This window comes from Edaphobacter modestus, assembly GCF_004217555.1.
Taxonomy (GTDB): domain Bacteria; phylum Acidobacteriota; class Terriglobia; order Terriglobales; family Acidobacteriaceae; genus Edaphobacter; species Edaphobacter modestus.
The window spans coordinates 279,062-302,764 of record NZ_SHKW01000007.1 but is presented as its reverse complement, the minus strand read 5'-3'; the positions used below and the strand labels follow the sequence as shown (position 1 = coordinate 302,764).

Below are 23,703 nucleotides of genomic sequence, written 5' to 3'. Positions count from 1 at the left end.
ATAGAGTGCAGGTCAGAACAACTCACCCTGCTTAGTCCGTTCGTACCACTCTTCATAGTTCGGCAGGGACATCTCGTTCTTCACGTCCTTACGCAGAAGTCCCATAGCAAGACTCTCCAACTGTGTTTTAGAATAGCGACCGCTGAGGGTCTTGAATTGGGAGTCGGACCGTTGGCGCTGAGAGATGATCTCGCGTAGTTTCTTCGTGAGATCTTCACCCTGATAGCGAGCGTTGATCTCAGCATTAACGAGATTCTCCGTCCATTCCACATATCGGAACTCTTTTTGGATCTCCTTGTTTTCCTTCTCTCTTTGCTCCTCTTGGCGCACGGCCAGTTCACGGCTTTTCCTGGAGGTCATGAAGCTTGAAGGAACAGGCACTCTTTGCTCGATGTTGTAAATGATGAACCCTGCAGGATTCCCTATTTTCTTTCGCCCCCTCGAGTCGGGTACAACCTGAGAGCTTGCGTACTCAATCTGATCGATGATCAGTTCTGGGTCTTGTTGCGTTACCAGCACCTTCGCTTTGGCAGGAAGAACTCCGTGCTCCAACAATGCGTCGATGGCAGTCTGCTGAGCCTTGGAAAGCTCGAGGGGATTACCGCTTTTGTCGGGTAGCTGCTTGCGGTGCGAAATTGCTATTACACGCAGAAGTTCTTCACCTGGCAGAAGGACGAATTTAAAGCCCGGCTTAGTGGTCATGCGCTCAAGTTCCCAGCTCGAGAGATAGCGAACCTTAACGAGTTCATCAAGAGACGGTCCCATCGTCTCCCGGATCTTCGAAGCATGTGGATAGGCTTTGACGTTTAAGTAGTTACAAAGTTCGGTATAGTCCTTCTCTACTTGTCTACCTTGGCTAGCATGAAACCACATGTGAAGGTTTCCGAAAATTCCCTTAGCTGTGGGCCGCGTCAACATCTTGTACGCGCTGAAGTCTTCTGGCACGACATAGCCATGATTCAGATTCTCGAGTAGCCAATCCTCCAATTCGACTTCATAGGCTTCCGTTCTGTCAGTGTTGTCAAGATTGCTTTCACCTATACGCTGGAAGGAACGGAAGACGTGGATTGTCTTATCCGAGTAGCGTTTTCTGGCTGAAAAATAGACCACGCGTTCGGACGTAATAGTCGTGTCGGCCATCCTCCGTCCCCAATTGGAAATCTCATCGTAATTCTGGCCGGCGTCGGAATGCCCAAGTTCTCGGAGTAATCTGTATCCACTGAAGCGAATAGGATTTTGTATCGTGCCCTGTCTGGCTCGTTGCTCGCTCACGATCTTCATCAAAGCTAGAAATTTATCGCGATCTGCGGTCGATGGAAGTCCAAGCATTTCCGAGGATCTAAATTCGGCTGTGACACGAATGCGTTGACCATCACGTGTAATAGTCTGCTCAAGACGCCTGAGAGTGTCGCGCTTTTTTTTCCGTGTGTCTTGGGCGCTGAAAAAACCTATTTGGAGAAGATTTGTTTCGAATCTTACCAAGTCAACATCAACAGGTAGTGGCAGTAGGGCCATGGTCTGACTTTTAGCGGGTTTATTGAAACGACGGCTCATCCACTAGTCCTCGCCGGAGCTATGTTGCTGTTGATTAGAATGCTATAGAAAACAAAAACTGTGAAGACAGATAAGTACATTGGTTTTTTGCAACCATATGATAATAGGAGACATACAACGCACTTCTTTCCATCCAGCTTCGGTATTATTTCCATCTGACTTCGGAGGTGCTTCCGACAGGCTTCGGCAAGGCATTTCCAGTCTACTTCGGACTATTTTCCACCCAGCTTCGGACTATTTCCAACTAACTTCGGGCTTTTCTTCCACCCAGCTTCGGGACCATTTCCAACCGACTTCGGGCTTTTCTTCCACCAGCTTCGGGGCTATTTCCAACTGACTTCGGGCTTTTCTTCCACCCAGCTTCGGGAAATACCGCCTTCAGGCCTGAAACAGGCACTTCCAAGCTTAGAGGTTTATCCAAAGGCAACATTTCCACCTCACTTCGGTACCGTCATTGAAGACTTTCGCGCATTTATCCCGGCATCCTGGATCCGGATGTACGTGAATTCTTCCAACTGGCTTCGGGTTTGGTTCAAATAGTTTAGAGGCTAATCACGCTAAGTCCAGATAAACTAGGTACATAGATGAATGGTTTCCAGCCGACTTCGGTATTAGCGCCAATTATGACAGAACACCGTCATACCGAAGTTGGTTGGAAGTATGGGCTTAAGTGTTGATCCGATGGCAGTTACAGGTTCTCTTCCAGCCAACTTCGGTAGTTCTTGACCTAAAGGAGTTCCCTTCTGTCACGCAACGCAAGCCTATGAAAAATAAACGGCTACGTTCGATTTCCAACCAACTTCGGTATCGGATTCCGGTATCGGTGAAGGTATGCAATACCGAAGTTGGATGGAAATTCCGCTTGATGCAATATCGTCCAACATAAACGGGATCTTTAGTAGCCATAGAGGCTAAATCAACGTATAAGTCCACTTAATCTGCTTTCGCCCACCTCTCACCAGGCACCTCTTCCTCGGCAGAGCGAATTCGACTCGGCAGGTTCGACCTCGTGAGTTGGTGCCGTCGTGTGTACTTGGCCACGTGAATACGTAACATCCGTGTTGAATCCACTACGTATACGTTGAAAGGTCTGCACGGGGGCACGTATCCACGTACAGGCTATATGCATCATGCATCGCCTCGACGGGCATATTTTGGAGACTGAAGACGTAAACACGTAACAACGTGAAGACGTAGGTACGCGACAACCTTGAAGACGTAGCGACGCGACAGCATATCGCCGTGGTAGAGGTGAGCACGTGAAACGCGGATACGTTTATGTGTGTTTGTCGGCGTAACCCACCGTTACCGGGTAAACATGCAGGGATCGGCTACAGACTCTTGTTGCTGCACGTATCAACGTACACACGTATATACGCCAAAACGTCCTCACGTATGAATTTGGGAGTCACGGCGCTAAGATTAAGGCAACCTTGACCCAAGGTAGGTGGTCCACGAGTTCCCTTCTGCCGCGTAACGCAAGCCTATGAAAAAAACTGCCCACGTTCGATTTCCAGCCAACTCTTCGATATCGGATTCGGTATCGGTGAAGGTATGCAGTACCGAAGTGAGCTGGAATTCCCGCTTGAGGAAATATCGTCCAACATAAACGGACCTCTAGTAGCCATAGAGATTAATCAACGTATACGACCACTTAAGCTGCTTTCGCCACCTCTGCCAGGCACCTTTTGCTCGGAGAGCGGAATGCGGCTCGGCAGGTTCGATCTCGTGAGTTGGTACAGCCGTGTGTACGTGGCCACGTGAAGACGTAACACCGTGTTGAATCCACTACGCGTACGTTGAACGTCTGCACGGGAACACGTGTCCACGTCCAGACTATATGCATCGCCTCGACAGCCATATTTGGGAGAGTGAAGACGTAAACTCGTATCAACGTGAAGACGTAAATACGCGACAACGTAAAGACGTAAAGACGTAGAGACGTTACAGCGTGCCGCCGTGGTAGAGGTGAGCACGTGAAGACGTGGATACGTTTACATGTGTTTGTCGGTGTAACCCACCCGTTGCTGGATAAACATGCAGGGATCGGCTACAGACTCTTGTTACTGCACGTATCAGCGTACGCACGTATATACGCTAACACGTCCTCACGTATGGATTTGGGAGTCGCGGCGCCGGAATACAGTAAGAACATTGACCAGTCCACGACCGGTCGCACTTGTTAGATGATGTGCCTAAGTAGTAACCGGATCACGTAGGAACGTCTTCACGTGTATCCGTTTATACGTGCTAACGTTCTCATGTAGACATGCAGTGATCGTAGTACGTACACACGTGCATACGTGCAGGCGTGTACAAGTAAGAACACTCGAACGTCATCACGTGCAGATCCGAGAAAGGCAGCAGCGATGGTCATAACTGTAGCAAGCTTTAAGGGTGGAGTAGGGAAGTCGACCAGTGCGCTTCATCTTGCTTACTTGCTAAATCAAAAGGCTCCCACCATGCTCGTCGATACCGACCCTAACAAGACAGCAACTCTCTGGGCCCGCCGCAACGATAATCGAGGTTTCCATGTTGGCCCAGCAACTGCACTCGCAAAGGACGCACAGCGGTTCCAGCACTTTGTGATTGATACTCCAGCCAGACCCGAAAATCTCGATTTGCAGAGCTTGCTCGAGGGTACGGATCTGTTACTGATTCCTACCCCGCCTGCTTCCTTCGCACTTGATACGCTCCAGGACGCTCATGAGACCTTTCGTGAAGCGGCCAGCCCGGCGATCAGGATACTCTTGACCTCCTGCCCACCAGCACCACAAAAGGACGCTCGCGAAGCCAGGGAAGTCCTAACGGATCTAAGGTTTCGGGTGATGAACTCACAGATCAGGCGTGCTAAGGCTTTTGAATACGCGGCGAGACAGGGTTGTGTGGTCTCTGAAGTGAAAGGTGATCCGATCGCGGGACTTGCAATGCGAGACTACGACGCCACTCTTGATGAAATAGAGGAAATCGTAGAATCAATTGCCAGAACAGAGCAAGGAGAACTAGCGAATGTCCCAGGCAACTAAGGGCGGATTTGCCTATTTAAAACACGCGAAGCAGACCGGTCCCACCGAGATCGTAGGACCGCCTGAGGTTCAGCCGGAACCAGCTGAAATAGTTGCTCCGGGACCTCCGGCTCGCGAGGGCCGCATTCATCCAGTTGCTGCTGACTGGACTCCCGAACCGGTGCGGACAGCTGCAAAGCAGGTGGCCAAACCGCCGCGCGAAAAATTCACCACAGCCATTGATGCTGATATTCGTGATGCCGTGGCCGTCGAACTGGCTAAGCTCAGGCGTACTGGGCTCAAACAGACTCCTGCAGATTTGATTAATGACCTACTAAGGAAGTGGCTTTTAGAACGAGGGGCGAGCATCTAGTCACGTATGCACGCATGCACGTACAAGCGTGTATACGTGCATGCTTTTGCGTTTTTAATTGCCGGACGCTGTTCAGCAATCAATTTGGCAGGTTTGGGGGGAGTGGTGCTACTGCGCATTCAGGTGGTCAGCAATTCCTCGTATGTACATACGGAACTCCGAGAGAGATCAGAGCTGAGGACGAGTGCGTCTATGTCCGACATCGAGTTGCCTATAATATTGCCACCCAAGCACACGGACTCTTCCAATCGAACAACAATCGGACAGAGATCAGAAATGCTCAGATAGTGTGTTCAGGTGGCAGTATATTCACGCGTTTCTGTGATGGCCATGGCTCAAACATCGGCGAAGATCCGCACAAGTTGAAGCCCCGAGGTCATGCTAAGTGAAGCTCAGCAGAGATTTGCAGCCCTCATCCTCCGGGATGGGTATTCAGGCGTAAGCGATACAGCGGCTGTACATACGGAACTCCGAGAGGGGACTCGAGCTGTAGGCAGCGAGTGGACGGTCGGCGGTCGGCTAGTATGCTGCCGCCGACAAATCGAAGTTTTTCTCCCGCTCAGCGAGTTCTCTAAACATCTTCGAGAGTTCATTGTCGATCAACTCTGGAGTATGCCGTGGAGGATCCAGTATTTGAGCAGCAGTATCGAGGTCATTCTGTAGAGCCAAGGCCAACGCGAGGAGTCGTTCCATCAGGACGACAGAATTGGCTCCGCAAATCTCAATGCGGCCGGGCTCGAGCGTTATCTCTGGAGGGAGATCTCTGACCATCACGGTCCTCAGGTCGTCCGGGACCTGCATCTTGAGGAGTCTAACCCTGGGGACGGGAAGGGAAGTGTTCAGCCTGGCACGATGTTCGAGGCCAAGGTCATCCGCGGTGATTAACACATCCAGATAAGAGAGCAGGGAAGCGCGGGAGACAACGTGCTTTCCACCCAGGTCCTGAATCTCCCCTACAGCTCGCATGATGGTCTGAGCCGATCCACGCGACACACAAAACACTCGTTCGATGTCGCGGCGCGTCCAGGTTTCGGTCTGAGAATTGCGGACACTGCTGGCGATGGTGTGGATCTCATGACGCCATTTGATCTGTCTACCCATGAGTGGGGGCCTCCGTTTTCCATGGCGCAACCCGCTTGCGTCGCCCATTTCTTCATAAATTCAGCTCTGTATCAACATAGGGATTGTTGGCCGACCTGCAAAGTATCCATCTAGAGACCTATATAGAGAACGTTTGATAATATGTCATTCTCATTCACGCTGGCGTATCTGCCATTTAGGGCCGGCGGCGCACCATATTTTCCTGCAGCCAGGGCTGGAGGCCAGGCCGGTAAAAAAATCTTCGTATCCTTAATTAAGCAAGCGGAAATTAAGCGAGCGGGAGGACAAGTTGAGTTCGAACCCGGAGATCCTGCCGCCTTTGGCCACCCCACCGCAACCGGAGCCTGCCGAGCCCACTCGGGAGCTCGCCCTCCGACCGCCGCTCAAGCTGGGTCTGCTCGACATCCTGCCCGACGATCCCTTGTATGACACCGCCCAGTTGACCGGCGAGTACATCCTGGCCTCAAAGGCCGCGGCCACCCGCCGCGCCTACGACTCGGACTGGCGGGACTTCGAGGCATACTGCCAAAAACACAACTTGGCATCGCTTCCCGCCGAGCCCAGGACCGTGGCTCTCTACATCACCCATCTGTCCAAGCCGGACAACGGAGAGAAGCCGAGGAAGGCGGCGACCATCACCCGGCGCCTGACCGCCATTAATGCGGTGCACAAGGCCGCCGACCTGGATAGCCCGGCCACCATGAACCACCGCGTGCTGGCATTGACCTTTCACGGCCTGCGGCGCACCATCGGGACCCAGCAGAGCATGAAGAAGCCGCTCACCCGTGACCGCATCGTCAAGATTCTGGGCACGCTCGAGGGCCCGATCGCCGCCGCGCGGGACAAGGCGTTGCTGCTGACCGGCTTTGCCGGAGCGCTGCGGCGCTCCGAGCTGGCGGCCCTGCAGTATAAGGATGTGACCTGGCACCGCAAGGGGATCACCATCAAGCTGCCCCGCTCCAAGGCCGACCAGGAGGCGAAGGGCAGGGAAGTGGAGATCCTCTGGGGCGAGCATGATCGTACCTGCCCGGTGCTGGCGCTGGAGAACTGGTTGAAGATCGCCCGGATTCAGGACGGCTGCGTGTTTCGCAGTGTCGGCCAGTACGGGAAGGTAGGGCAGGGAATGCACGCGAACTCCATTGGGCGGCTGGTGAAGCAGCTGGTCCGCAAGGCAAAGATCGCCGGCGCGCAGGACTATGGCGGGCACTCTCTCCGCGCCGGGTTCGTCACCGAGGCCTCCGGCAACGGAGTACCGGATGGGCAGATCATGAAGCAGACCGGGCATACCTCGAACGCCATGGTCCGGCGCTACGCTCGCGCCGATCGCGAGGACAAGCAGGCGGCGGCGGGCAAGCTGGGTCTATAGATCACCGGATTCTGGGGAGAAAGTCTGGCCGAGCGAAAAGGGTTGATGGAGGGTAGGGAATTGGAGTTGCGTATGTAGTGGATCGAAGGCCAGATGGGGCGCCGAAGATGTTCGGGATGACCGGGAACGAGAGGTAGGATCGCGATGGAAACGTGGGAGCTCAAGGCCAATATTCACGCCATTCTGATATCGATTAATCGTCCAGTGACGCTGCAGGTGCTCGCCGCAGCGTTGGACACCGACATGGACGGGATTCACACGGCGTTGCAGGAGTTAGAGGACCATCTGACCGCGGCCGACCAGCCGGCCCAGGTGCGGCATCGTGCTCACGGCCTGCGGTTGGAGGTGAAACCGCAGTTTGCCGAACGGGTCCGCAGGGCAGTCCCGGCGTGGGCGGCCAAGCCGATCACTAGCCAGGCGCTCGAGACCCTGGCCATCATCGCGCTGAAACAGCCCGTCACCATCGCAGACATCAATGCGATTCGTGGCATCGAGAGCGCAGGTACGGTCCAGACATTGAGCAACCGCAAGCTGATTGCGCGGGCGGCGCGCCGGGGACCGCGGCGGGAGAAGTATTGGCGGACCACCCCGCTCTTCCTCGAAACCTTCGGCCTATCCAACCTTGACGAGCTCTACCAGGACGGGCGCATGGAAGAGGTTTTTCCGGCTGTTTATAGCGCCGACGGGAGCGACGATGACGATCGGTCTAATGCAGTTGAGATCCCGATCCTTCAGAGGGTGCCGTAGACGATAAAGCATGGGTGCAGCGGACCCTATTTCGTTCTAATCCACTCGGAATTCCGTATGTACATCCACGTACAAGACGTCTCGGGGACACCTCACGAAATAGGCGGCAGGGTGACATCGGCAACGAAGCTGAAGGACTGGATCTCCGCATCCTGCCCGGGCGCGAGAAGGCTAAGTTGAATTTGCGAAATGTGGATTACACCCGTTCGAGTGGGGGAGGTTTGTAGCCTGACGTTCTCACAATTTCGATGCCGTTCTTTCCTTAACCGGTGGACATAGAGTTCGCCCTCTGATCCGCAGCATTCACAGTGAATTGAAACTCGCGATGACCAGGGTTAGGAAAATGGAGAGTGCCCCACATTTGGAATAAATGCCGCTTCAGCGTGTTCGAACAAACAACGGAGGACTTACCGCGAAATAGGACCTCCACCAAAAAATCAAACGGAGCATACAAATTGACACTTAAAGGCAAGCGCGTTCTCATCCTAGGCGGTACCTCAGGAATCGGTCTTGCCGTTGCCGAAGCAGCAAAGGCTGAAGGTTCAGATGTTGTGGTGGTTTCGAGTAAGCAGAGCCGGGTGGACACCGCATTGACGCTGCTTGGCGAGGGCGCTGAAGGTTATGTTGCGAATCTTTCTGATGAGACGGCTGTAGAGGCGCTTTTTGGAAAGATGGGCCCGTTTGATCACTTAGTCTACACCGCAGGAGACTCGGTGTGGCAGCGTTTGCTCGGGGAAACCAAACTGGAGGATGCGAAAAGTTTCTTCGATGTACGGTTCTGGGGAGCGTTCCTGGTAACGAAACATGGCAGCAAACTGATTCGCTCCGGCGGGTCAATCGTATTTACCTCTAGCACGCTACCACGGCGACCCTCGGCTGGTTTCGCCATCGGCGCGAGCATCTCCTCGGCCGTGGAGGCTTTTGCTGCAGCCATGGCTGTCGAACTGGCACCTGTGCGCGTGAATGTCGTGGCACCAGGCATTGTGCGCACGCCAATCTGGGACAGGCTACCAGAGGAACAACGCGAGGCGTTTTTCGCGGCGAGAGGCGCTGCTTTGCCAGCTGGAAAGGTGGGTGAACCTGCGGAGGTTGCCGAGGTTTATCTCTGCTTTATGCGAAGTGGGTACACGACCGGTCAGATCGTCGTCGTAGATGGAGGCATGCTGCTGGTTTAAGAGGTTTCTTGTGGCATCCGTTGGTAGGAATGTCCGCACGAGAGCACATTGTGCTCGTAAAAACAAGTCGGAGCGAGATTACTGACTGCGTACACCGTTGAAAGAGGAGATGCTCGGTTTCAGACTTTCAGCCCGCCCGACTGACCGTCTGAGGTGTTGTTGGGACACCTCAAGAAAGGGAATTTTATGTAGTGCGCCGGGAGGCCGGCAAGGAGTAGATGGTGCAAGTCCGTTACGGTGAAGGCATAGCGAACCACACCGGCCTCGAGTCATGCGCAGTATATCGTGAGGTGTGCGGCGAAGCGTTGACAGGGGAGCGTGCGGGCCAGCCATTGAGCCACGAAATATTTCTCATCCAGGACGCCGACGTAGTTACGTATGCGGAAGGCAAAACGAACGGGTGCGACATCGCGAGTGCCCGAACGGTCCTGCGTGGTCGTAGACCCTGGCATGCACGGACGCTCCTTGCTTGGGAACCGGGAGATCTCCAGTTTGGCCATTTGCAGTCAAGGGGTGGTCCGCGTCGGGAAGGCGAGGAGCCGTAGCCGATGATGAACGAACCGGAGAAGTCAGACCCTTCCACAGTAGCTGCGAAGCCGGCGAACAAGACCGGACGATCGGACGCGGAGTCGGTGGAGCCAAGGGAGGGTAGTAGCCACATCCAACCGAAAACCTCCGTTAAGGATTCGTGCTGTAGCGGGCAGGGGCATGTTGCATGCGAGCTAATCCTGCCGGGAATTGCGCTTTTGGCAGATTACTACGCACTTTCGTGCTTTGAACGGTTCTGTCCCCCATAAGGGCCGCGCGCTATGCGTTTCGGCAGCTGGCCAGGTCACCGGCTTTTGCGGTCGCTACGATTCTGACGATCTCGCTCGGCGTCGGCGCCAGCACCGCCATCTTTGGAGTGGTCAACTCTGTCCTGATACGGCCGCTCTCGTATCCCCATGCGGAACGGATTGTTCAGACGCAGAAAGTGACGACTACCGGGTTAAGCTACACCGCGTCCATACCACTGTTCCTGTACTGGAGGGACCACAGCCGGACTTTGCAACATCTGGCCGCGTACTCAGTTCTCCCTGTTGGATTCAACCTAGCGGAGCGAGCAATGCCGGAACGCATACCTGGACTTCGGGTGAGCGCGGACTTTTTCCGCGTGCTCGGAGTCGCGCCTCATTTGGGCCGCAACTTCACCAAGGAAGACGATGAACCTGGGTCGCAGCGCGTCGCCATTCTTGGAGAAAGCCTCTGGCATCGCCGATACAACGATGACCGCGAGATTGTCGGCAAGTCGATTCGGATCGATGGAGAGCCGTACACGGTCATTGGAGTATTGCCGCGGGGATTTCAGTTTCTTGGCACCATGCCGATGTCAAGCGCAGTTGAAATCTGGACCCGCTCCAACGAGTTAATGCAACAGACCCTAGCGGTTTGGTCGATGTGTTTCTTACTGGCCGGCGTGCGGACCAACGTCATAGCCACGTAGCCCGTCAGAGTAAAGCGGTCGCGCAATGTCGTCGGCAAATTGCCTTGCTGGGCTGCTTTCAGCACACCGCTTGAAGCGCGCTCTCAAGATCAGCAAGGAAGGTCTCGCCGAGAAAGCTCCGTTGGCCGTTGTCCAACTCGTGACCATAAAAGTAGTTCTCTACGGCGCACTCTTTGGGGATCTGCCGCCGAACCGCGTGGTTAGCGGAATGAACCCACAAGAATAGTACGCCCGTCTTTTCGTTAGGCGTCTGGTCGCAAAAGGCTTCCAGGTAAGCCCGTTGAATGTAATGCTGCGACTTGGGTTGCCTGGGCACACCATCAGCTTTCAGAGTTCTATCCCCTGTTCTTCGCAGAAAAAAGAGACAAAGCTCGGCACGTTAATCCGTAACTTGCGCAGCAAATTTTCAATAGGGATGCTTAGATTGTGAGCCTGCTCGGTCAGTTTCTGAGCCACGATTCCCGGCTCCAAGTCGTACAAGTGCAGAAGAAAAGTAGATGGACCTTGGCGCTCAATGCCCCACCGCTCAAGTGAACTTTCAGGAAAATGTTTAGCGTTGTACGTCACGATAAGCTTTGTTCCCGAGCTCACTGCGGCCGCAATGACGTGTCGATCCCTTTCGTCATTGGTCATAGCCGGAATCAAGGATGTATATCCTTCGACCCAAGCCTCGGGAAAATGCGCGCGAAGCGCATTCTCCCGACGCTGGACCTGTTCCGGTGTCTTATTCCATTTCCCCAAAAGGTTCCGTGAAACTTCAGCAATGATGTCGTCGGACCATTTAGGCAAGTACAGCCGAGGGGACTCCGCCATGCGCAAGAGCGTGTCTGCCAAAGGCATCGGCAGAAGAATACATGCATCCAGGATGACGGGGTAATCGGCTTTCACTCGTCACTGCCCCCCTCAGGAATTTCGGTTCCTTCGTAGGAACCGTCCTGATATGCTTCGCGGGCGAGCTCATCCAGCGCAGTTCTGCGCGCTTTATCTCGCTGTTTTTGAAAAGCCATGACGTCTTTCAACATCACACGGCGGTGTTGTCCCACTTTTTGATACGGAATTGCTCCCGACTCCAGAAGCTTGATAAGGTGGGGTCGCGAAAAACCAAGTAGGTTCGCGGCCAATTGAGTAGTGAGCTGTTGCTTTTGCGGGACCAGTGACACCGCACGACCCGCAGCCATGTAGCGAACGACGTCTTTAAGAATGTTGTAGACACTCTCGGGAAGGTCTACTCTCTCGTTTTGAGGACCAACGAGAGTTGGTGTGCCGAGTTTAAGCATCCGACCAAGCTCTCGAATCTGTTCCTCTTCTGACGGTGGCATTACTACTGTTTCGCCAATCATCGCGCCCTCCATCTTCTTCACGCTCCAATTATAGTCGAAATAGTCGAAATAGTCGAAATAGTCGAAATAGTCGAAATAGTCGAAATAAACGAAAACCTTATTTCTTCCGGCTTAGTAAGAGCCGTCAGGCGGGTCGCTCACTATGAGAGCCTACAGTCCGAGTTATCGTTCACCGCGATCTCAATGACTTGCTCCGACCCCAGATACGGCTCTGTTGCATTAACTTTGTTGGTCGCAGTTCGTCCGTTGCGCGGTTTACATCAGACAGCGATAACGAAGATGTCGAACAGCTTGTTTACGAAGCGCACCTCGTCTTTGACATGCGGCTTACACGTGAGGCAATGTCCTCGGCGGATCATCCGCATCACCTCGAACCCCTTCATCGTAGCGGCAGCCGTCTTCATTGTCTGAAAGCCTCGCGTGGGGCGAATGACTCGCTTCAGTGCGCCGTGGTCCGCTTCAATGATGTTGTTCAGATACTTGCACGTGCGATGCTTGGGATTGCTTGATAGCTTGCCTTCTCGTTGCAGCCGGCTAATGGCTTTTGGATAAGAGCCGAGTTGGTCCGTGGTGATGGAGGACGGCGGCCAGTGGCGCATTGTCGTCAACGCTTTTCGCAGGAAGCGATGGGCCGCACGGGTGTTTCGCCGATCCATCAACATGAAGTCGATCAACCGGCCATGCTTGTCGACGGCCCGGAACAGGTACTTCCAGTGGCCACCGACCTTCACATACGTCTCGTCCACTCGCCACGAGGAGGTCGCACCACGGTACCCCTGGTACCAGTCGCGCTAAGAGGGATATTCCCCCGTGTTAGTTAAATAAGTCCACTGGGAAATGTTGCTTCCAGATTACGCTGTCCTGAAATGCTGTCTGCGCAAATAGGGCGCGGAGCACGCGTCCACGATTTTGTGCCAAGGGGTGACACAAGATGGCCACACGGGGCCTCAATCAGCAACCAATTCTTCCCGTACCGCAGAAAATGCGTGCGGGAAGAACACGATGGTGGATAGTATGGACACTCTTTTGTTCTACAGCTATCAATTACATCAGTCGCCAGACATTCTCCGTATTGTCGCCGGTGATAGCGGCGCAGTATCACCTTACTCATACGGATCTGGCAAAGATTATCGGCGCCTTTCAGCTCTCCTATGCCATTACCTGGCTGATCGGAGGTATCTTCCTGGATGCTGTGGGTACTCGGATCGGCTTGATTGCAGCGGTGGTCTGGTGGTCCCTGGTGAATATGTTGATGGGATTTGCCAGCTCTGTTTCGGGCTTTGTCGCTTTTCGATTCATGTTAGGCATTGGAGAAGGCCTGAACTGGCCAGGAGCCAGCAAGACCGTTGCGGAGTGGTTCCCCAGTGAGGAGCGCAGTGTAGCAGTAGCAATCTTTGACAGCGGCTCCAGTGTGGGAGGGGCCCTGGCGGCGCTGATCATACCGTGGATAGCCCTGGCATTTGGCTGGAGATGGTCGTTTGTCTTTTCGGGAGTGCTCGGCTTCCTTTGGCTATTTGCCTGGTTGCGTATCTACCATCCACTCGATCGTCACCCGCGCGTGAAGCCCCAAGAGGTCGCCCTCATCCGTGCAGGGCAGGAGATGGCTTCTCAGTCGCCGGATAAAGGCGTTCAGCGGTGGCTTCGCCTGGCGGGTAATCGCAATGTGTGGGGTATCGTACTGGGTCGTGCCCTTACTGATCCGATTTGGTGGTTCTATGTCTTCTGGTTGCCGCAGTATCTAAGTGATGCTCGTGGCTTTAGCCTGAAGCAAATCGCGATCTTTGCTTGGATGCCGTTTGTTGCCGCGGATCTGGGGAATTTCACAGGTGGGCTGATATCCGGTTACTGTATTCGTCGCGGAGTCTCTATCATTCGCGCTCGTACCTGGGTTTGTGCTGTGAGTTCCCTGCCGATCCTCGCAGGTATTCCCGCGGCCCGCGTCCACAGCGTTTACGCCGCCCTGGCGCTGATTTGCGTGGCCCTATGGGGTTACGCCAGTTGGTCCACCATGGGCTTGACCTTACCGTCAGACTTGTTTCCCCAAGATGTAGTCGCCACGGTAACAGGACTTAGTGGGCTCGCGGCTGGAATCGCTAGTGTCGCCTTTACCTTTATCATAGGTATCACTGTCGATCGATTTTCCTATGGACCAGCATTTCTAGCGGCGGGCCTTTTGCCTCTGGTTGCCACCACTTGTTTATTCTTATTCATCCGTACGCCTGATGCGGGAGCTGTCAACCTGAACTAGTGTCCTGTTTCTTAAATAAATGTCATAAATAGAGATGGGGACGACCTCGGATGGGGTGGGAGGAACTGCGATGCCGAAGGGTCGTACCCTCGCGCCACTTTTCGTAACCGCCGAAGAGCAGGCTCAGCTTGTTGCTTGGAGCAAGCGGCCCAAGACCGCACAGGCGCTTGCGATGCGCTCTCGGGTGGTCCTGCTGGCGGCGGAAGGCCGCAGTAACACCGCGATCTCTCGGCAGTTATCTGTAACTCTGCACACGGTTGGCAAATGGCGGCAGCGCTATTTCGATCAGAGGTTGGATGGTCTGGTGGATGAGCCCCGCCCTGGCACCTCGCGGAAACTTCGTGACAAGGAGGTGGAACGCGTCATGGCACTTACGCTGGAGTCTACTCCGGGCGATGCCACATACTGGTCCACAGGGGCGTTGGCCAAGAAGGTGGGATTAAGTCACTCTCGATTCACCGCATCTGGCGTGCTTTTTCCCTGGCTCCGCATCGCTCCGAGACCTTCAAGTTATCCAAGGACCCGCTGTTCATCGACAAGGTGCGGGACATCGTCTGCTTGTATTTGGCGCCGCCAGACCACGCCCTGATCCTGTGTGTCGATGAAAAGAGTGAGATTGAGGCGCTGGACCGCACCGCCCCCTTGTTGCCGATGCGTCCGGGACAGATCGAACGGCGCACCCATGATTATGTGCGTCACGGAACGACAAGCCTGTTCGCGGCGCTCGATGCGAAGACAGGAAAGGTCATCGGACATACGCGACATCGTCATAGCTCAGAGGAGTTTCGCAACTTCCTCGACACCATCGAAGAAAACGTCCCCGCGGAGTTGGATATTCACCTGATTTTGGACAACTACGGGACCCACAAGACCGCGCTGATCCGCAACTGGCTCGCCAAAGGCCGCGTTTCCATCTCCACTTCACGCCTACTTCGGCAAGCTGGCTAAACCTGGTGAAAGGATGGTTCGCCGCACTCACCGACAAGCAGCTGCGACGCGGCGTCCATCGCTCCACCAAGGAACTGGAAACTGCAATTCGCAGCTTCATTCAAAAACACAATCAGGACCCCAAAGCCTTTCGTCTGGCACAAAACCGCTGACCAAATCCTCGATTCGCTTGCCCGCTTTTTGTGAACGAACTTTAGAAACAGCACACCAGGGTGTGGTCGGCACGCTCTAGCTGTCGTCCTCCGTCTCAAACCAGTCCCATTCTTGTGGTTAGTTCTCTTCCTCGGCAGAGTGGATGCGGCTCGACAGGTTCGATGTTGCGAGTCGGTCTTGCCGTGTATACGTGTCTACGTGAAGACGTGTTTAACTATCGACCCCTGTAGAACCTCGAATTGAATCAATTCTCCGGGTATAGGAAGAACAGATAAAGCATCGCTGCCGCGCTAGATAAGGCGCTGCTGCTGATCGGCTTTGCCGGCGCGCTGCACCGCTCCGAGCTGGCGGCCATGCAGTATAAGGATCTGACCTGGCACTGTAAGGGGATCACAATCAAGCTGCCCCACTCCATGACCGACCAGGAGGCGAAGGGCAGGGAAGTGGAGATCCTCTGGGGCGAACATGATCGTACCTGCCAGGTGCTCGCGCGCTCGAGAATTGGCTCAAGATCGCCCGGATTCAGGACGGTTGTGTGTTTCGCAGCGCCGGCCATACGGGAAGGTCGGACAGGGGTGCACTCAAACTCCGTCGGGCGGCTGGTGAAGCAGCCGGTGCGGAAGGCAAAGATCGCCGGCGCGCAGGACTATGGCGGACACTCTCTGCGCGCCGGATTCGTAACCGAGGCCTCCGGCAACGGAGTACCGGATGGGCAGATCATGAAACAGACCGGGCATATCTCGAACGCCATGGTTCGGCGCTACGCTCGCGCCGATCGCGAGGACAAGCAGGCGGCGGCGGGTAAGCTGGGTCTATAGGATTTTTTTGTAGTGTTGCGGAGTGCAGTTGGATCGAGAGGAGCTCGGGAAGTATGGAACGTTGGGAGCTGAAAGCCGGTCTCGAGGCCATCTTGATCGCCGTGGATCGCCCGGTGACGGTGCAAGTCCTCGCCCAGGCGTTGGACGCCAGCCAGCAGGATATGGAAGAGGCGTTGCAGGAGTACGAGGCGGATCTCCATGCCGCCGACCGAGGTGTGCAGGTACGGCATCGCACTCACGGAGGACGACTGGAGGTGAAGCCCCAGTTCGCCGAGCGCATCCGTAGGGCAGTCCCGGCGTGGGTGGCCAAGCCGATCACCAGCCAGGCGCTCGAGACCTTGGCCATCATCGCGCTGAAACAGCCGGTGACAATCGGAGACATTAACGCATTTCGTGGCATCGAGAGCGCAGGGACGGTCCAGACATTGAGCAATCGCAAGCTGATTGCGCGGGCGGCGCGCCGAACTCACGATACCGGCGCACCCACTTGGCCGCTGTCTTCGCGCTCACGTTGAAGCAGGCCGCGGCCTGCTTCCACGTGCATCTCTGCTCCACAACCCGGTTCGCCAACTGCTCTCGACTGTGCACCGTCAGTCGGGCATTCTGGTGGTAGTCCATCTGGTCTCCTGTGTCGCCAAGTCTTCACAAACTCAGCTTCCCAGTTCTCGATCAGATGGACAACCTATTGAAACCTCACATCTAGGCTTTCGCCAGACCTTAGCCATGCTGACCGCCGCTCCTGCTGAGCGTTTCGGCGTTTCCGATCATGAGGGTCGCATCGCGCCGGGAATGGACGCTGATTTAGCTATTCTCTCCGCCGATCCGGCTACTGGAGATCCGCTCACGTTCACTCAGGTGAAATACACAATTCGAGCCGGCCGCATCAGCTTCCATTCGCGCAATACGGTCATTGAACCGCCATATTGATCCCAGTTCCGGGTGGGTGGCCTGCGATGCGGAAGTAATCCGGCCGTGCCGGGGCGGGATCAGATCCGCGGAAACACGCCGCTTGTATATAACTTCTGTGTTGCCCGTCACCCGGCAGTTATCTGCAAAGGCTCAATCCACGAGGAGACGATTCTTCACCAGTTGATGTTAGCTGAGGAACAGGTTCAGTTATCAGGTCTGGACCGACAGGCCGACCGAGCAGATAGCCTTGAAGAGAAGTGCAGCCCAAACGAGTGAGAAACTCCTGCTGCACAGAAGTCTCGACTCCTTCCGCCACAATATTGAGATTGAGCGTGCGGCCAAGCGCGACGATGGCAGAAATGATCGCCGCATCTTCAGTGTCTCTCGCCAGGTCGCGAACAAATCCGCGGTCGATTTTGAGCTCGCTGGCTGGAAACCTCTTCAAGTACAGGAGACTCGAATAGCCTGTACCGAAATCGTCGATAGAGATATGCACACCCATCTCAGTGAGCTGCCTCAGAATCGTCATACTGCTGTCAACGTCGCGCATCGCGGTTGATTCGGTCACTTCCAGGACCAGGTAACGCGGCTCGAGTGCATGACGTGCCAAAGTTGCCGCGACCAGCTGAGTCAGACCCGAGTGAGCGAACTGCACGGCTGACAGATTTACCGCCACGGTCCAGTCGGCCTCTACTGCATTCCGCCACAGCGCCATTTGACGGCAGGCTTCGTCCAGCACCCACTCGCCTATGGGTACAATCAGGCCCGCCTTCTCAGCAGCGGGAATGAATTGATCCGGTGGCACCATCCCGCGTTCCGGATGCTGCCAACGTAGCAAAGCCTCCACACCCGTCAAAGCCATCGTGAGAGCATCAAACTTGGGTTGGTAGAGAAGCAAGAATTCGCGCCGTTCCAGTGCGAGACGAAGATCGCGCAACAGCTGCATCTGTTGCTGTGCGTTGGCATTCATCGACGGTTCGAAGAAACAATAGCGGTCGCCCCCCAGCGACTTTGCATGATACATCGCGGCATCGGCATTCATCAGAAGTTCGTTCTGATGCTGGTCGTCGCCATCAAAAATAGAAATGCCGATACTGGCGGAAACCATGCAGTCGTGGCCGTCTATTTCATAGGGGCGGCGGATAACCGTTAGCAGCTTCTCCCCGATTCCGGCCACATCTGCCGGGTCGTGAGCCTGGGTCAGAAGGACAAATTCATCTCCGCCCATTCTTGCCAACGTGTCGCTGGATCGAATGTTCGTGAGGATCCGCAACGCTACCTCCGCAAGGAGAGCGTCGCCGATGTGGTGACCGTAGGCATCGTTGACGCATTTGAATCCGTCCAGGTCGACGAACATGAGGGAAAAACGCGTGTTCTTACGCTTCGCGGTTTGAACTGCCTGATTCAGTCGATCTTCTAGCAAGAGGCGATTCGGCAACTTGGTGAGGTTATCGTGCAAGGCGAGGTAAGTGAGTTCCTCGTTAGCACTGGCCAGGGACGTCGAAAGGACCGCTGTGCGGGATTCCAAGCGGAGATCGAGTACAGAGATCATCAGCGTGACCGACAAACACCCCAGCGTACTGATGGTAACGAGAATCGCAAGCCATCCGTGATCCGCTCCCGCGTGCGCTGCACCGCAAGCGCTGCCCGTCGGAAAATGCGCGGCTGCCATCCCTGTGTAATGCATGCCGGCGATGGCAATGCCCATCACTATTGCTGCGCCCGCGCGCAGCAGCCTAACGCGCGAAGAGTGCCGGCGCAGATGGAACGCGATCCATAGAGCGGCGCCTGAGGCACCGATCGCGATAAAAATGGAGAGGGCGAATAACCAGGGCGTGTACTGAATTCCAGGGCTCATGCGCATGGCAGCCATGCCGGTATAGTGCATCGCTGCCACGCCGCTGCCCATCAGCACCGCGCCAGCGCCCAGACGCCGCCATGAAAGCTCATTCTGCGAAACCAGCCAGAGGGCAAAGCCTGAGGAGGCAATTGCAATGAGCAGAGACAATGAAGTGATTCGGACGTCATAGCCCATTGGGACCGGCAGCTTATAGGCAAGCATGCCGATGAAGTGCATCGACCAAATACCTAGCCCCATCGCGAATGAGCCACCGCCTAGCCACGAGCACGCGGCAAATCGCGTTTGGGACGCCGTGATGCGCCCGGCCATATCCAGTGCCGTGTAGGAGGCAAACATTGCCACGAATAACGAGACCAGGACCAGCCAGCTGCTATAAATGCCGATTAACACGTAACCTTCTTCTGTCCGCAGAACCAATCGTCCCAGTCTCACGGACAGTTGGGCAGCCGCTTCCACGTCACCGTTGGGGGAGGCTAGGTCGCAGTCTCCTGTACTGCTGTTTATCGGCAGCGCAGGAGAAATCTATATGAAGTAAAAGTATGAAACGATACGATTCTGTAGCTGATCGCCTCTCTTGGATTGATCCCTGTCGCGGCTGAACCATCCAATTTTCGACAATTGCGATTCTCAGTTGTTGCTTACGGAACGTGGGCCCATTGAGCCGTAAATATGGGGCCTTCTGCGTTTCCGGGTGGTCGGCAATACGGAAGTAATCATTGTCCTCTTGTAGTGCACGTAAAACGGGGTTACTGAGATCCGCCGCTTAAACCTCAACCTGGTGATGAGGATCTTATAGGCAGATTGAAGGAGGGTCATCGACATGGAGATACATTCGGTTGGTATCGATCTTGGCAAGACCACGTTTCACCTTGTAGCTCTGAGCTCAGCTGGGAAAGTCCTATTGCGGAAGAAGTTCGCCTAGAAGCAGCTCATCACCTTCACCGCTAATCTGCAGATCTCTTTGATTGGGATGGAGGCCTGTTCCGGGGCGCACTTCCTGGGCCGTACTTTACGAGAACAAGGCCACGATGTGAAGCTGATCCCGGCCCAGTTCGTGAAGCCATTCGTGAAGTCGAACAAGAACGACTTCCTGGATGCGGAAGCCATTGCTGAGGCTGTGGATCGGGAGAACATGCGATTTGTTCCGATCAAAACAGACGACCAGCTGGATCTGCAGGCATTGCATCGTGTGCGCGATCGTTTGATCGCGCGCCCCCTCTTTCTTCCACAATTTATTCCCCTTGCACTTCGACAGCACGCTCTGTTAGGTTGCTGTTGTCGAAGTGATAGGGGAGATGTTTGTGATGGGCGAGAAGAGATTGGACCTGCCGCAGGGGACGCTGGACCTGCTGATCCTGAAGACGCTTGAGCTCCAGCCGATGCATGGGTGGGGGATCTCGGAGCGGCTGCAACAGAGGTCGCGAGATGCGATCCAGGTGCAGCAGGGGTCGCTGTATCCGGCGCTGCACCGTCTGGAGCGGCGCGGATGGATCAAGGCACAGTGGGCGATCAGCGAGAACAGCCGCAGGGCGAAGTTCTACGAGCTGACGGCGAAGGGCAGCAAGCAGCTTGCGCTTGAGGCGAGCGACTGGAACCGGTTGGCGGTCGCGGTGAGCGAGATTCTCCGTACGACTTAAGGAGCGGGTGCATGGGTAACGATCTGCTGTATCGGCTGCGGGTGTTGCTGGGCCGCGAGAGGTTCGACGGCGAGTTGGACGAAGAGCTGGCGTATCACCTGGAGCGTGAGGCGGAGAAGCATCGCCGTGCGGGCGTGCCTGAAGCTGAGGCGATGCGTCGTGCCCGTTTATCTTTTGGCGGCGCGGAGCAGGTGCGGCAGCAGGTTCGCGATGGGCGCGGCGTGCGGCTTGTGGATGATGTTGTGCGCGACATGCGCTTTGCGCTGCGGCAGTTGAGGCGCTCGCCGGTGTACACGCTGACGGCGCTGGTGACGCTGGCGCTTGCGATCGGCGCGACGATCACGATGGTGAGCCTTGTACGCACGGTGCTACTGGCTCCGTTGCCGTATCCGCAGCAAGACCGGCTGGTGGGGGTGGCGTTTACGCAGCCGGGGCAGCCGGCTAACGATGAGCAGACGGGCGCGACGGCGGACTTTCTTGTCGAGCATGCGCGGTCGTTAAAGTCAACGGCGGTGTACGTCGATACGACGTCGGGCGCGAACCTTGCGGTGGGTAATGACAACGCACAGGGAGCGGTGCAGGTGGCGGTGCAGGCGGTCGATCACAACTTCTTTCCGACGCTTGGCGTAGCGCCGGTGGTGGGACGGAACTTTACGGCGGATGAGGACCGCGCGACTGGACCGAAGGCCATCATCCTGAGCTATGGGTTGTGGCAGAAGATGTTCGGCGGGGATCGCGGCGTGGTGGATCGCGTGGTCCACCTGAATGGCGAGAGCTTCGTGATTGCGGGCGTAATGCCGGAGAGCATGGCGTTCGGCAGTGACGATCCGCGGTCGCTGAGTGCGGTGGCCGATGTGTGGCAGCCGCTGAAGCTCGATGAGAAGAATCCGGGATATCCGGGCAAGAACTACAACATGATTGCGCGGCTGCGGGATGGGGTGACGGTGGCGCAGGCGCAGGAGGAGGTGGCCACGTTGGATAAGCCGCTCTATCAGAAGTTTCCTTATCTGAAGGATTGGCTGACGGTTTCGAAGGAATTGCCTGTATTCATCGTATGGCCGCTCAGGCAGGTGATGGTGAGCAATGTTCGCTCGAGCATCGTTACGCTGACGGCCGCGGTGGTGGCGGTGTTGCTGGTGGCGTGCCTGAATCTCGCGGGGTTGAATGCGGCGCGGGCGTGCCGGAGGCAGAAAGAGATTGCGCTGCGCGGTGCGCTGGGAGCGTCGCGGGGTGCGGTGGTGCGGTTGCTGCTGGCGGAGAGTTTTCTGCTGGCGATGTGCGGCTCGGCGCTGGGCATTGCGGCGTCGGTGCCCATGTTACGCATGCTGTTGGCGAGCTCTCCGGTTCCGATTCTGCGTGCGGGCGCGAGCATGGCCGCGACTGCGTGGCTGACGCCGCTGCTGGTGTTTGCGGTAACGCTGGTGTGCGGGCTGGCTCCGTCGTGGATAGTGCTGCGGCGCAACACGGCCGCCAATCTGAAGGCGGGGCATAGCGTGGGAGCGTCGGCGGCGGACGGCCGTATGAGCAAGGTGTTGCTGGTCTCGCAGACGGCGATTGCGGTGGTGTTGCTGTCCGCGGCTTCGCTGCTGCTGGCGGTGTTTCTGCGGCTGCGCGCAACGCCTTCGGGAGTACAGCCGGAGCATCTGACGGTGGCGCAGGTGAACCTGAAGGGCTCAGGCTATGCTTCGACGCTGGCGACGACGCAGTTCATCGACAAGGTGCTGGGAAGGCTGGAGCGTGAGCCGGGCGTGAAGCATGTGGCCGCCATCAATGGGCTTCTCCTGGACCGTGGGTTGAATATCGCGATCCCTCCAACGGGCAAAGAGCAGAAGTTGTACATCGTGGAGCTTCGGCTCGTGACGCCGGGGTATTTTGCTGCCGTGGGCACACCGCTGCTGGCGGGCCGCGATATTGCTGACACGGACAAAGCGGGCGGCCCTACGGCGGTGGTGGTGAGCGAGGCGTTCGCGAAGAAGCTGTGGCCGGGAAGGTCTGCAATCGGCGAGCATATCGATGCGTTACGCGACAAGGTGGTGGGCCCGCCGGTGGTGGTGGGGGTGGTAGGCGATGCGCGCTCGCACTCGCTGGCTGAGCCGCCGGCGCTGCTGATCTACGAGGCGTTTCAGCAGCAGCCTGACACGACGATGAAGTCGCTGAACGGATGGTTTCGCACCAGCTTTGCGATTCGCAGCGCGGCGGATGTTGATATGGCTGCCGGCGTTGAGGCCGCGATTCGGGAGGCGGATGCCGGGATTCCGGTCTCGCGCTATACGACGATGCAGGCGATCATCGACCATTCGCTGGCGCGGCCGAAGTTCTTCTCATCCCTGGTGACGGTGTTTGCGGGGTTTGCGCTGGCGCTGACGGTGATCGGGCTGTTCGGCCTGCTGAGCTACCAGGTGTCGGAGCGCACGCGGGAGATCGGCATGCGAATTGCGCTGGGGGCTACACGCGCGAGGATTCTGGGCTTTATACTGCGGCGTGGATTGTTACTGACGATGGTGGGGTTGGTGGTAGGCACCGGAGCCAGCCTTATGCTGCCTCGACTTCTGCGCTCGCTGCTGGACAGTAGCATGTACACGGCCGGTGCAGGAGCCTCTGCTGTGTCGTGGAGTACGGCGACGGCGCTTGCTGCGGCGTGCGGCGCGATGGTGGTGGCGGCGGTGCTGGCAAGTTACTTTCCGGCGCGGCGGGCTTCGGCGATTGAGCCGCTGGAGGCGCTGCGGATGGAGTGAGGTGTGGCGCGACTTGCCGCGAGGATGCAGGGTTGCGTATCTCCATTGGTAAAGAGGAAGACCACGTTTGGCGACTGACGGAAGTGCCTAATGCGAAGCTACGAAATAATCGAGCGTGGCACGATCCTCCCCGGAATTACTGGACTGCTGCAAACTGCTACTTTCCGAAGCTTAGCGAGCTATTCGAGGAGGCCGACTTGAGAGTTGTCTTCAGCGACTTTACACCTCTAGGAGCTTGTTGAAATAGGTT

At 56.2% G+C, this 23,703-nt stretch carries 19 protein-coding genes and 4 pseudogenes; 14 read left to right on the top strand and 9 right to left on the bottom strand.

Annotation, left to right across the window (positions count from 1 at the left end):
- Positions 1-12: 12 nt before the first annotated feature.
- Positions 13-1,554, bottom strand: coding sequence for a replication initiator protein A (locus BDD14_RS30390; protein WP_130425176.1), 1,542 nt, complete (start codon positions 1,552-1,554; stop codon positions 13-15).
- A 2,369-nt stretch (positions 1,555-3,923) separates the two neighbouring features.
- Between BDD14_RS30390 and BDD14_RS30385 the strand changes: the two genes are divergently transcribed.
- Together BDD14_RS30385 and BDD14_RS30380 are read left to right on the top strand one after the other, a co-directional pair.
- Positions 3,924-4,580, top strand: a complete 657-nt coding sequence (locus BDD14_RS30385) for a ParA family protein (protein WP_130425174.1) — start codon at positions 3,924-3,926, stop codon at positions 4,578-4,580.
- Positions 4,564-4,932 (top strand): hypothetical protein, encoded by a 369-nt coding sequence (locus BDD14_RS30380; protein WP_130425172.1) that lies wholly within the window; start codon positions 4,564-4,566, stop codon positions 4,930-4,932. The genes BDD14_RS30385 and BDD14_RS30380 overlap by 17 nt, the downstream gene beginning before the upstream one ends.
- Positions 4,933-5,451: 519 nt before the next feature.
- On the opposite strand, the gene BDD14_RS30375 is transcribed toward BDD14_RS30380, so the two are convergent.
- Positions 5,452-6,033, bottom strand: a complete 582-nt coding sequence (locus BDD14_RS30375) for a hypothetical protein (RefSeq protein ID WP_130425170.1) — start codon at positions 6,031-6,033, stop codon at positions 5,452-5,454.
- 289 nt (positions 6,034-6,322) lie between these two features.
- On the opposite strand from BDD14_RS30375, the gene BDD14_RS30370 reads away from it, so the two are divergent.
- From BDD14_RS30370 to BDD14_RS30360, 3 genes are all read left to right on the top strand, one after another.
- On the top strand, positions 6,323-7,399 hold the full coding sequence (locus BDD14_RS30370; protein ID WP_130425168.1) for a tyrosine-type recombinase/integrase: 1,077 nt from the start codon (positions 6,323-6,325) through the stop codon (positions 7,397-7,399).
- A 144-nt stretch (positions 7,400-7,543) separates the two neighbouring features.
- The gene (scpB, locus tag BDD14_RS30365; protein ID WP_130425166.1) at positions 7,544-8,146 is read left to right on the top strand and encodes an SMC-Scp complex subunit ScpB; all 603 of its coding nucleotides are present in this window, start codon (positions 7,544-7,546) and stop codon (positions 8,144-8,146) included.
- A 455-nt stretch (positions 8,147-8,601) separates the two neighbouring features.
- Positions 8,602-9,321: an SDR family oxidoreductase gene (locus BDD14_RS30360; protein WP_130425164.1), complete on the top strand. Its 720-nt coding sequence runs from the start codon at positions 8,602-8,604 to the stop codon at positions 9,319-9,321.
- 269 nt (positions 9,322-9,590) lie between these two features.
- Here the strand turns inward: BDD14_RS30360 and BDD14_RS32205 are convergent, their stop codons facing one another.
- Entirely contained in the window at positions 9,591-9,773 is a 183-nt protein-coding gene (locus BDD14_RS32205) for a hypothetical protein (RefSeq protein ID WP_165420438.1), read from the bottom strand.
- Between the two features lie 332 nt (positions 9,774-10,105).
- Here BDD14_RS32205 and BDD14_RS30350 point away from each other — a divergent pair, with 332 nt between their 5' ends.
- The gene (locus BDD14_RS30350) at positions 10,106-10,804 is read left to right on the top strand and encodes an ABC transporter permease (protein ID WP_130425162.1); all 699 of its coding nucleotides are present in this window, start codon (positions 10,106-10,108) and stop codon (positions 10,802-10,804) included.
- Positions 10,805-10,862: 58 nt separating this feature from the next.
- On the opposite strand, the gene BDD14_RS34945 is transcribed toward BDD14_RS30350, so the two are convergent.
- The 4 genes and pseudogenes from BDD14_RS34945 to BDD14_RS30330 all read right to left on the bottom strand — a co-directional run.
- On the bottom strand, positions 10,863-11,120 hold the full coding sequence (locus BDD14_RS34945; RefSeq protein ID WP_165420437.1) for a DUF4238 domain-containing protein: 258 nt from the start codon (positions 11,118-11,120) through the stop codon (positions 10,863-10,865).
- 11 nt (positions 11,121-11,131) lie between these two features.
- Positions 11,132-11,692: a PIN domain-containing protein gene (locus tag BDD14_RS30340; protein WP_130425160.1), complete on the bottom strand. Its 561-nt coding sequence runs from the start codon at positions 11,690-11,692 to the stop codon at positions 11,132-11,134.
- Positions 11,689-12,156 (bottom strand): excisionase family DNA-binding protein, encoded by a 468-nt coding sequence (locus BDD14_RS30335; protein ID WP_242618404.1) that lies wholly within the window; start codon positions 12,154-12,156, stop codon positions 11,689-11,691. The genes BDD14_RS30340 and BDD14_RS30335 overlap by 4 nt, the downstream gene beginning before the upstream one ends.
- A gap of 248 nt (positions 12,157-12,404) precedes the next feature.
- Positions 12,405-12,896: pseudogene (locus BDD14_RS30330) on the bottom strand (IS6 family transposase); the annotation flags it as partial.
- A gap of 179 nt (positions 12,897-13,075) precedes the next feature.
- Here BDD14_RS30330 and BDD14_RS30325 point away from each other — a divergent pair.
- The 4 genes and pseudogenes from BDD14_RS30325 (at position 13,076) to scpB (BDD14_RS30310) (ending at position 16,826) form a co-directional block, all read left to right on the top strand.
- Complete coding sequence (locus tag BDD14_RS30325; protein WP_130425154.1) at positions 13,076-14,392, top strand: MFS transporter; 1,317 nt, start codon at positions 13,076-13,078, stop codon at positions 14,390-14,392.
- Positions 14,393-14,462: 70 nt separating this feature from the next.
- Positions 14,463-15,526, top strand: a pseudogene (locus BDD14_RS30320) (IS630 family transposase).
- Positions 15,527-15,771: 245 nt separating this feature from the next.
- Positions 15,772-16,311: a tyrosine-type recombinase/integrase gene (locus BDD14_RS30315; protein WP_130425152.1), complete on the top strand. Its 540-nt coding sequence runs from the start codon at positions 15,772-15,774 to the stop codon at positions 16,309-16,311.
- Positions 16,312-16,364: 53 nt separating this feature from the next.
- Positions 16,365-16,826, top strand: a complete 462-nt coding sequence (gene scpB, locus BDD14_RS30310) for an SMC-Scp complex subunit ScpB (protein WP_130425150.1) — start codon at positions 16,365-16,367, stop codon at positions 16,824-16,826.
- On the opposite strand, the pseudogene BDD14_RS32200 reads toward scpB (BDD14_RS30310), so the two are convergent.
- Positions 16,768-16,929: pseudogene (locus BDD14_RS32200) on the bottom strand (leucine zipper domain-containing protein); the annotation flags it as partial. The gene scpB (BDD14_RS30310) and the pseudogene BDD14_RS32200 overlap by 59 nt on opposite strands.
- Between BDD14_RS32200 and BDD14_RS30305 the strand changes: the two are divergent.
- The gene (locus BDD14_RS30305) at positions 16,858-17,238 is read left to right on the top strand and encodes an amidohydrolase family protein (protein ID WP_242618402.1); all 381 of its coding nucleotides are present in this window, start codon (positions 16,858-16,860) and stop codon (positions 17,236-17,238) included. The pseudogene BDD14_RS32200 and the gene BDD14_RS30305 sit on opposite strands and share 72 nt — an antisense overlap.
- A 118-nt stretch (positions 17,239-17,356) precedes the next feature.
- Here BDD14_RS30305 and BDD14_RS30300 read toward each other — a convergent pair whose 3' ends face one another.
- Complete coding sequence (locus BDD14_RS30300) at positions 17,357-19,537, bottom strand: putative bifunctional diguanylate cyclase/phosphodiesterase (RefSeq protein ID WP_207231946.1); 2,181 nt, start codon at positions 19,535-19,537, stop codon at positions 17,357-17,359.
- Between the two features lie 364 nt (positions 19,538-19,901).
- Here BDD14_RS30300 and BDD14_RS34940 point away from each other — a divergent pair.
- The 3 genes and pseudogenes from BDD14_RS34940 to BDD14_RS30285 form a co-directional block, all read left to right on the top strand.
- Positions 19,902-20,294, top strand: a pseudogene (locus tag BDD14_RS34940) (IS110 family transposase); the annotation flags it as partial.
- A gap of 91 nt (positions 20,295-20,385) precedes the next feature.
- Positions 20,386-20,718, top strand: a complete 333-nt coding sequence (locus BDD14_RS30290) for a PadR family transcriptional regulator (protein ID WP_130425146.1) — start codon at positions 20,386-20,388, stop codon at positions 20,716-20,718.
- Positions 20,719-20,729: 11 nt separating this feature from the next.
- Positions 20,730-23,453 (top strand): ADOP family duplicated permease, encoded by a 2,724-nt coding sequence (locus BDD14_RS30285; RefSeq protein WP_130425144.1) that lies wholly within the window; start codon positions 20,730-20,732, stop codon positions 23,451-23,453.
- Positions 23,454-23,703 lie beyond the last annotated feature (250 nt).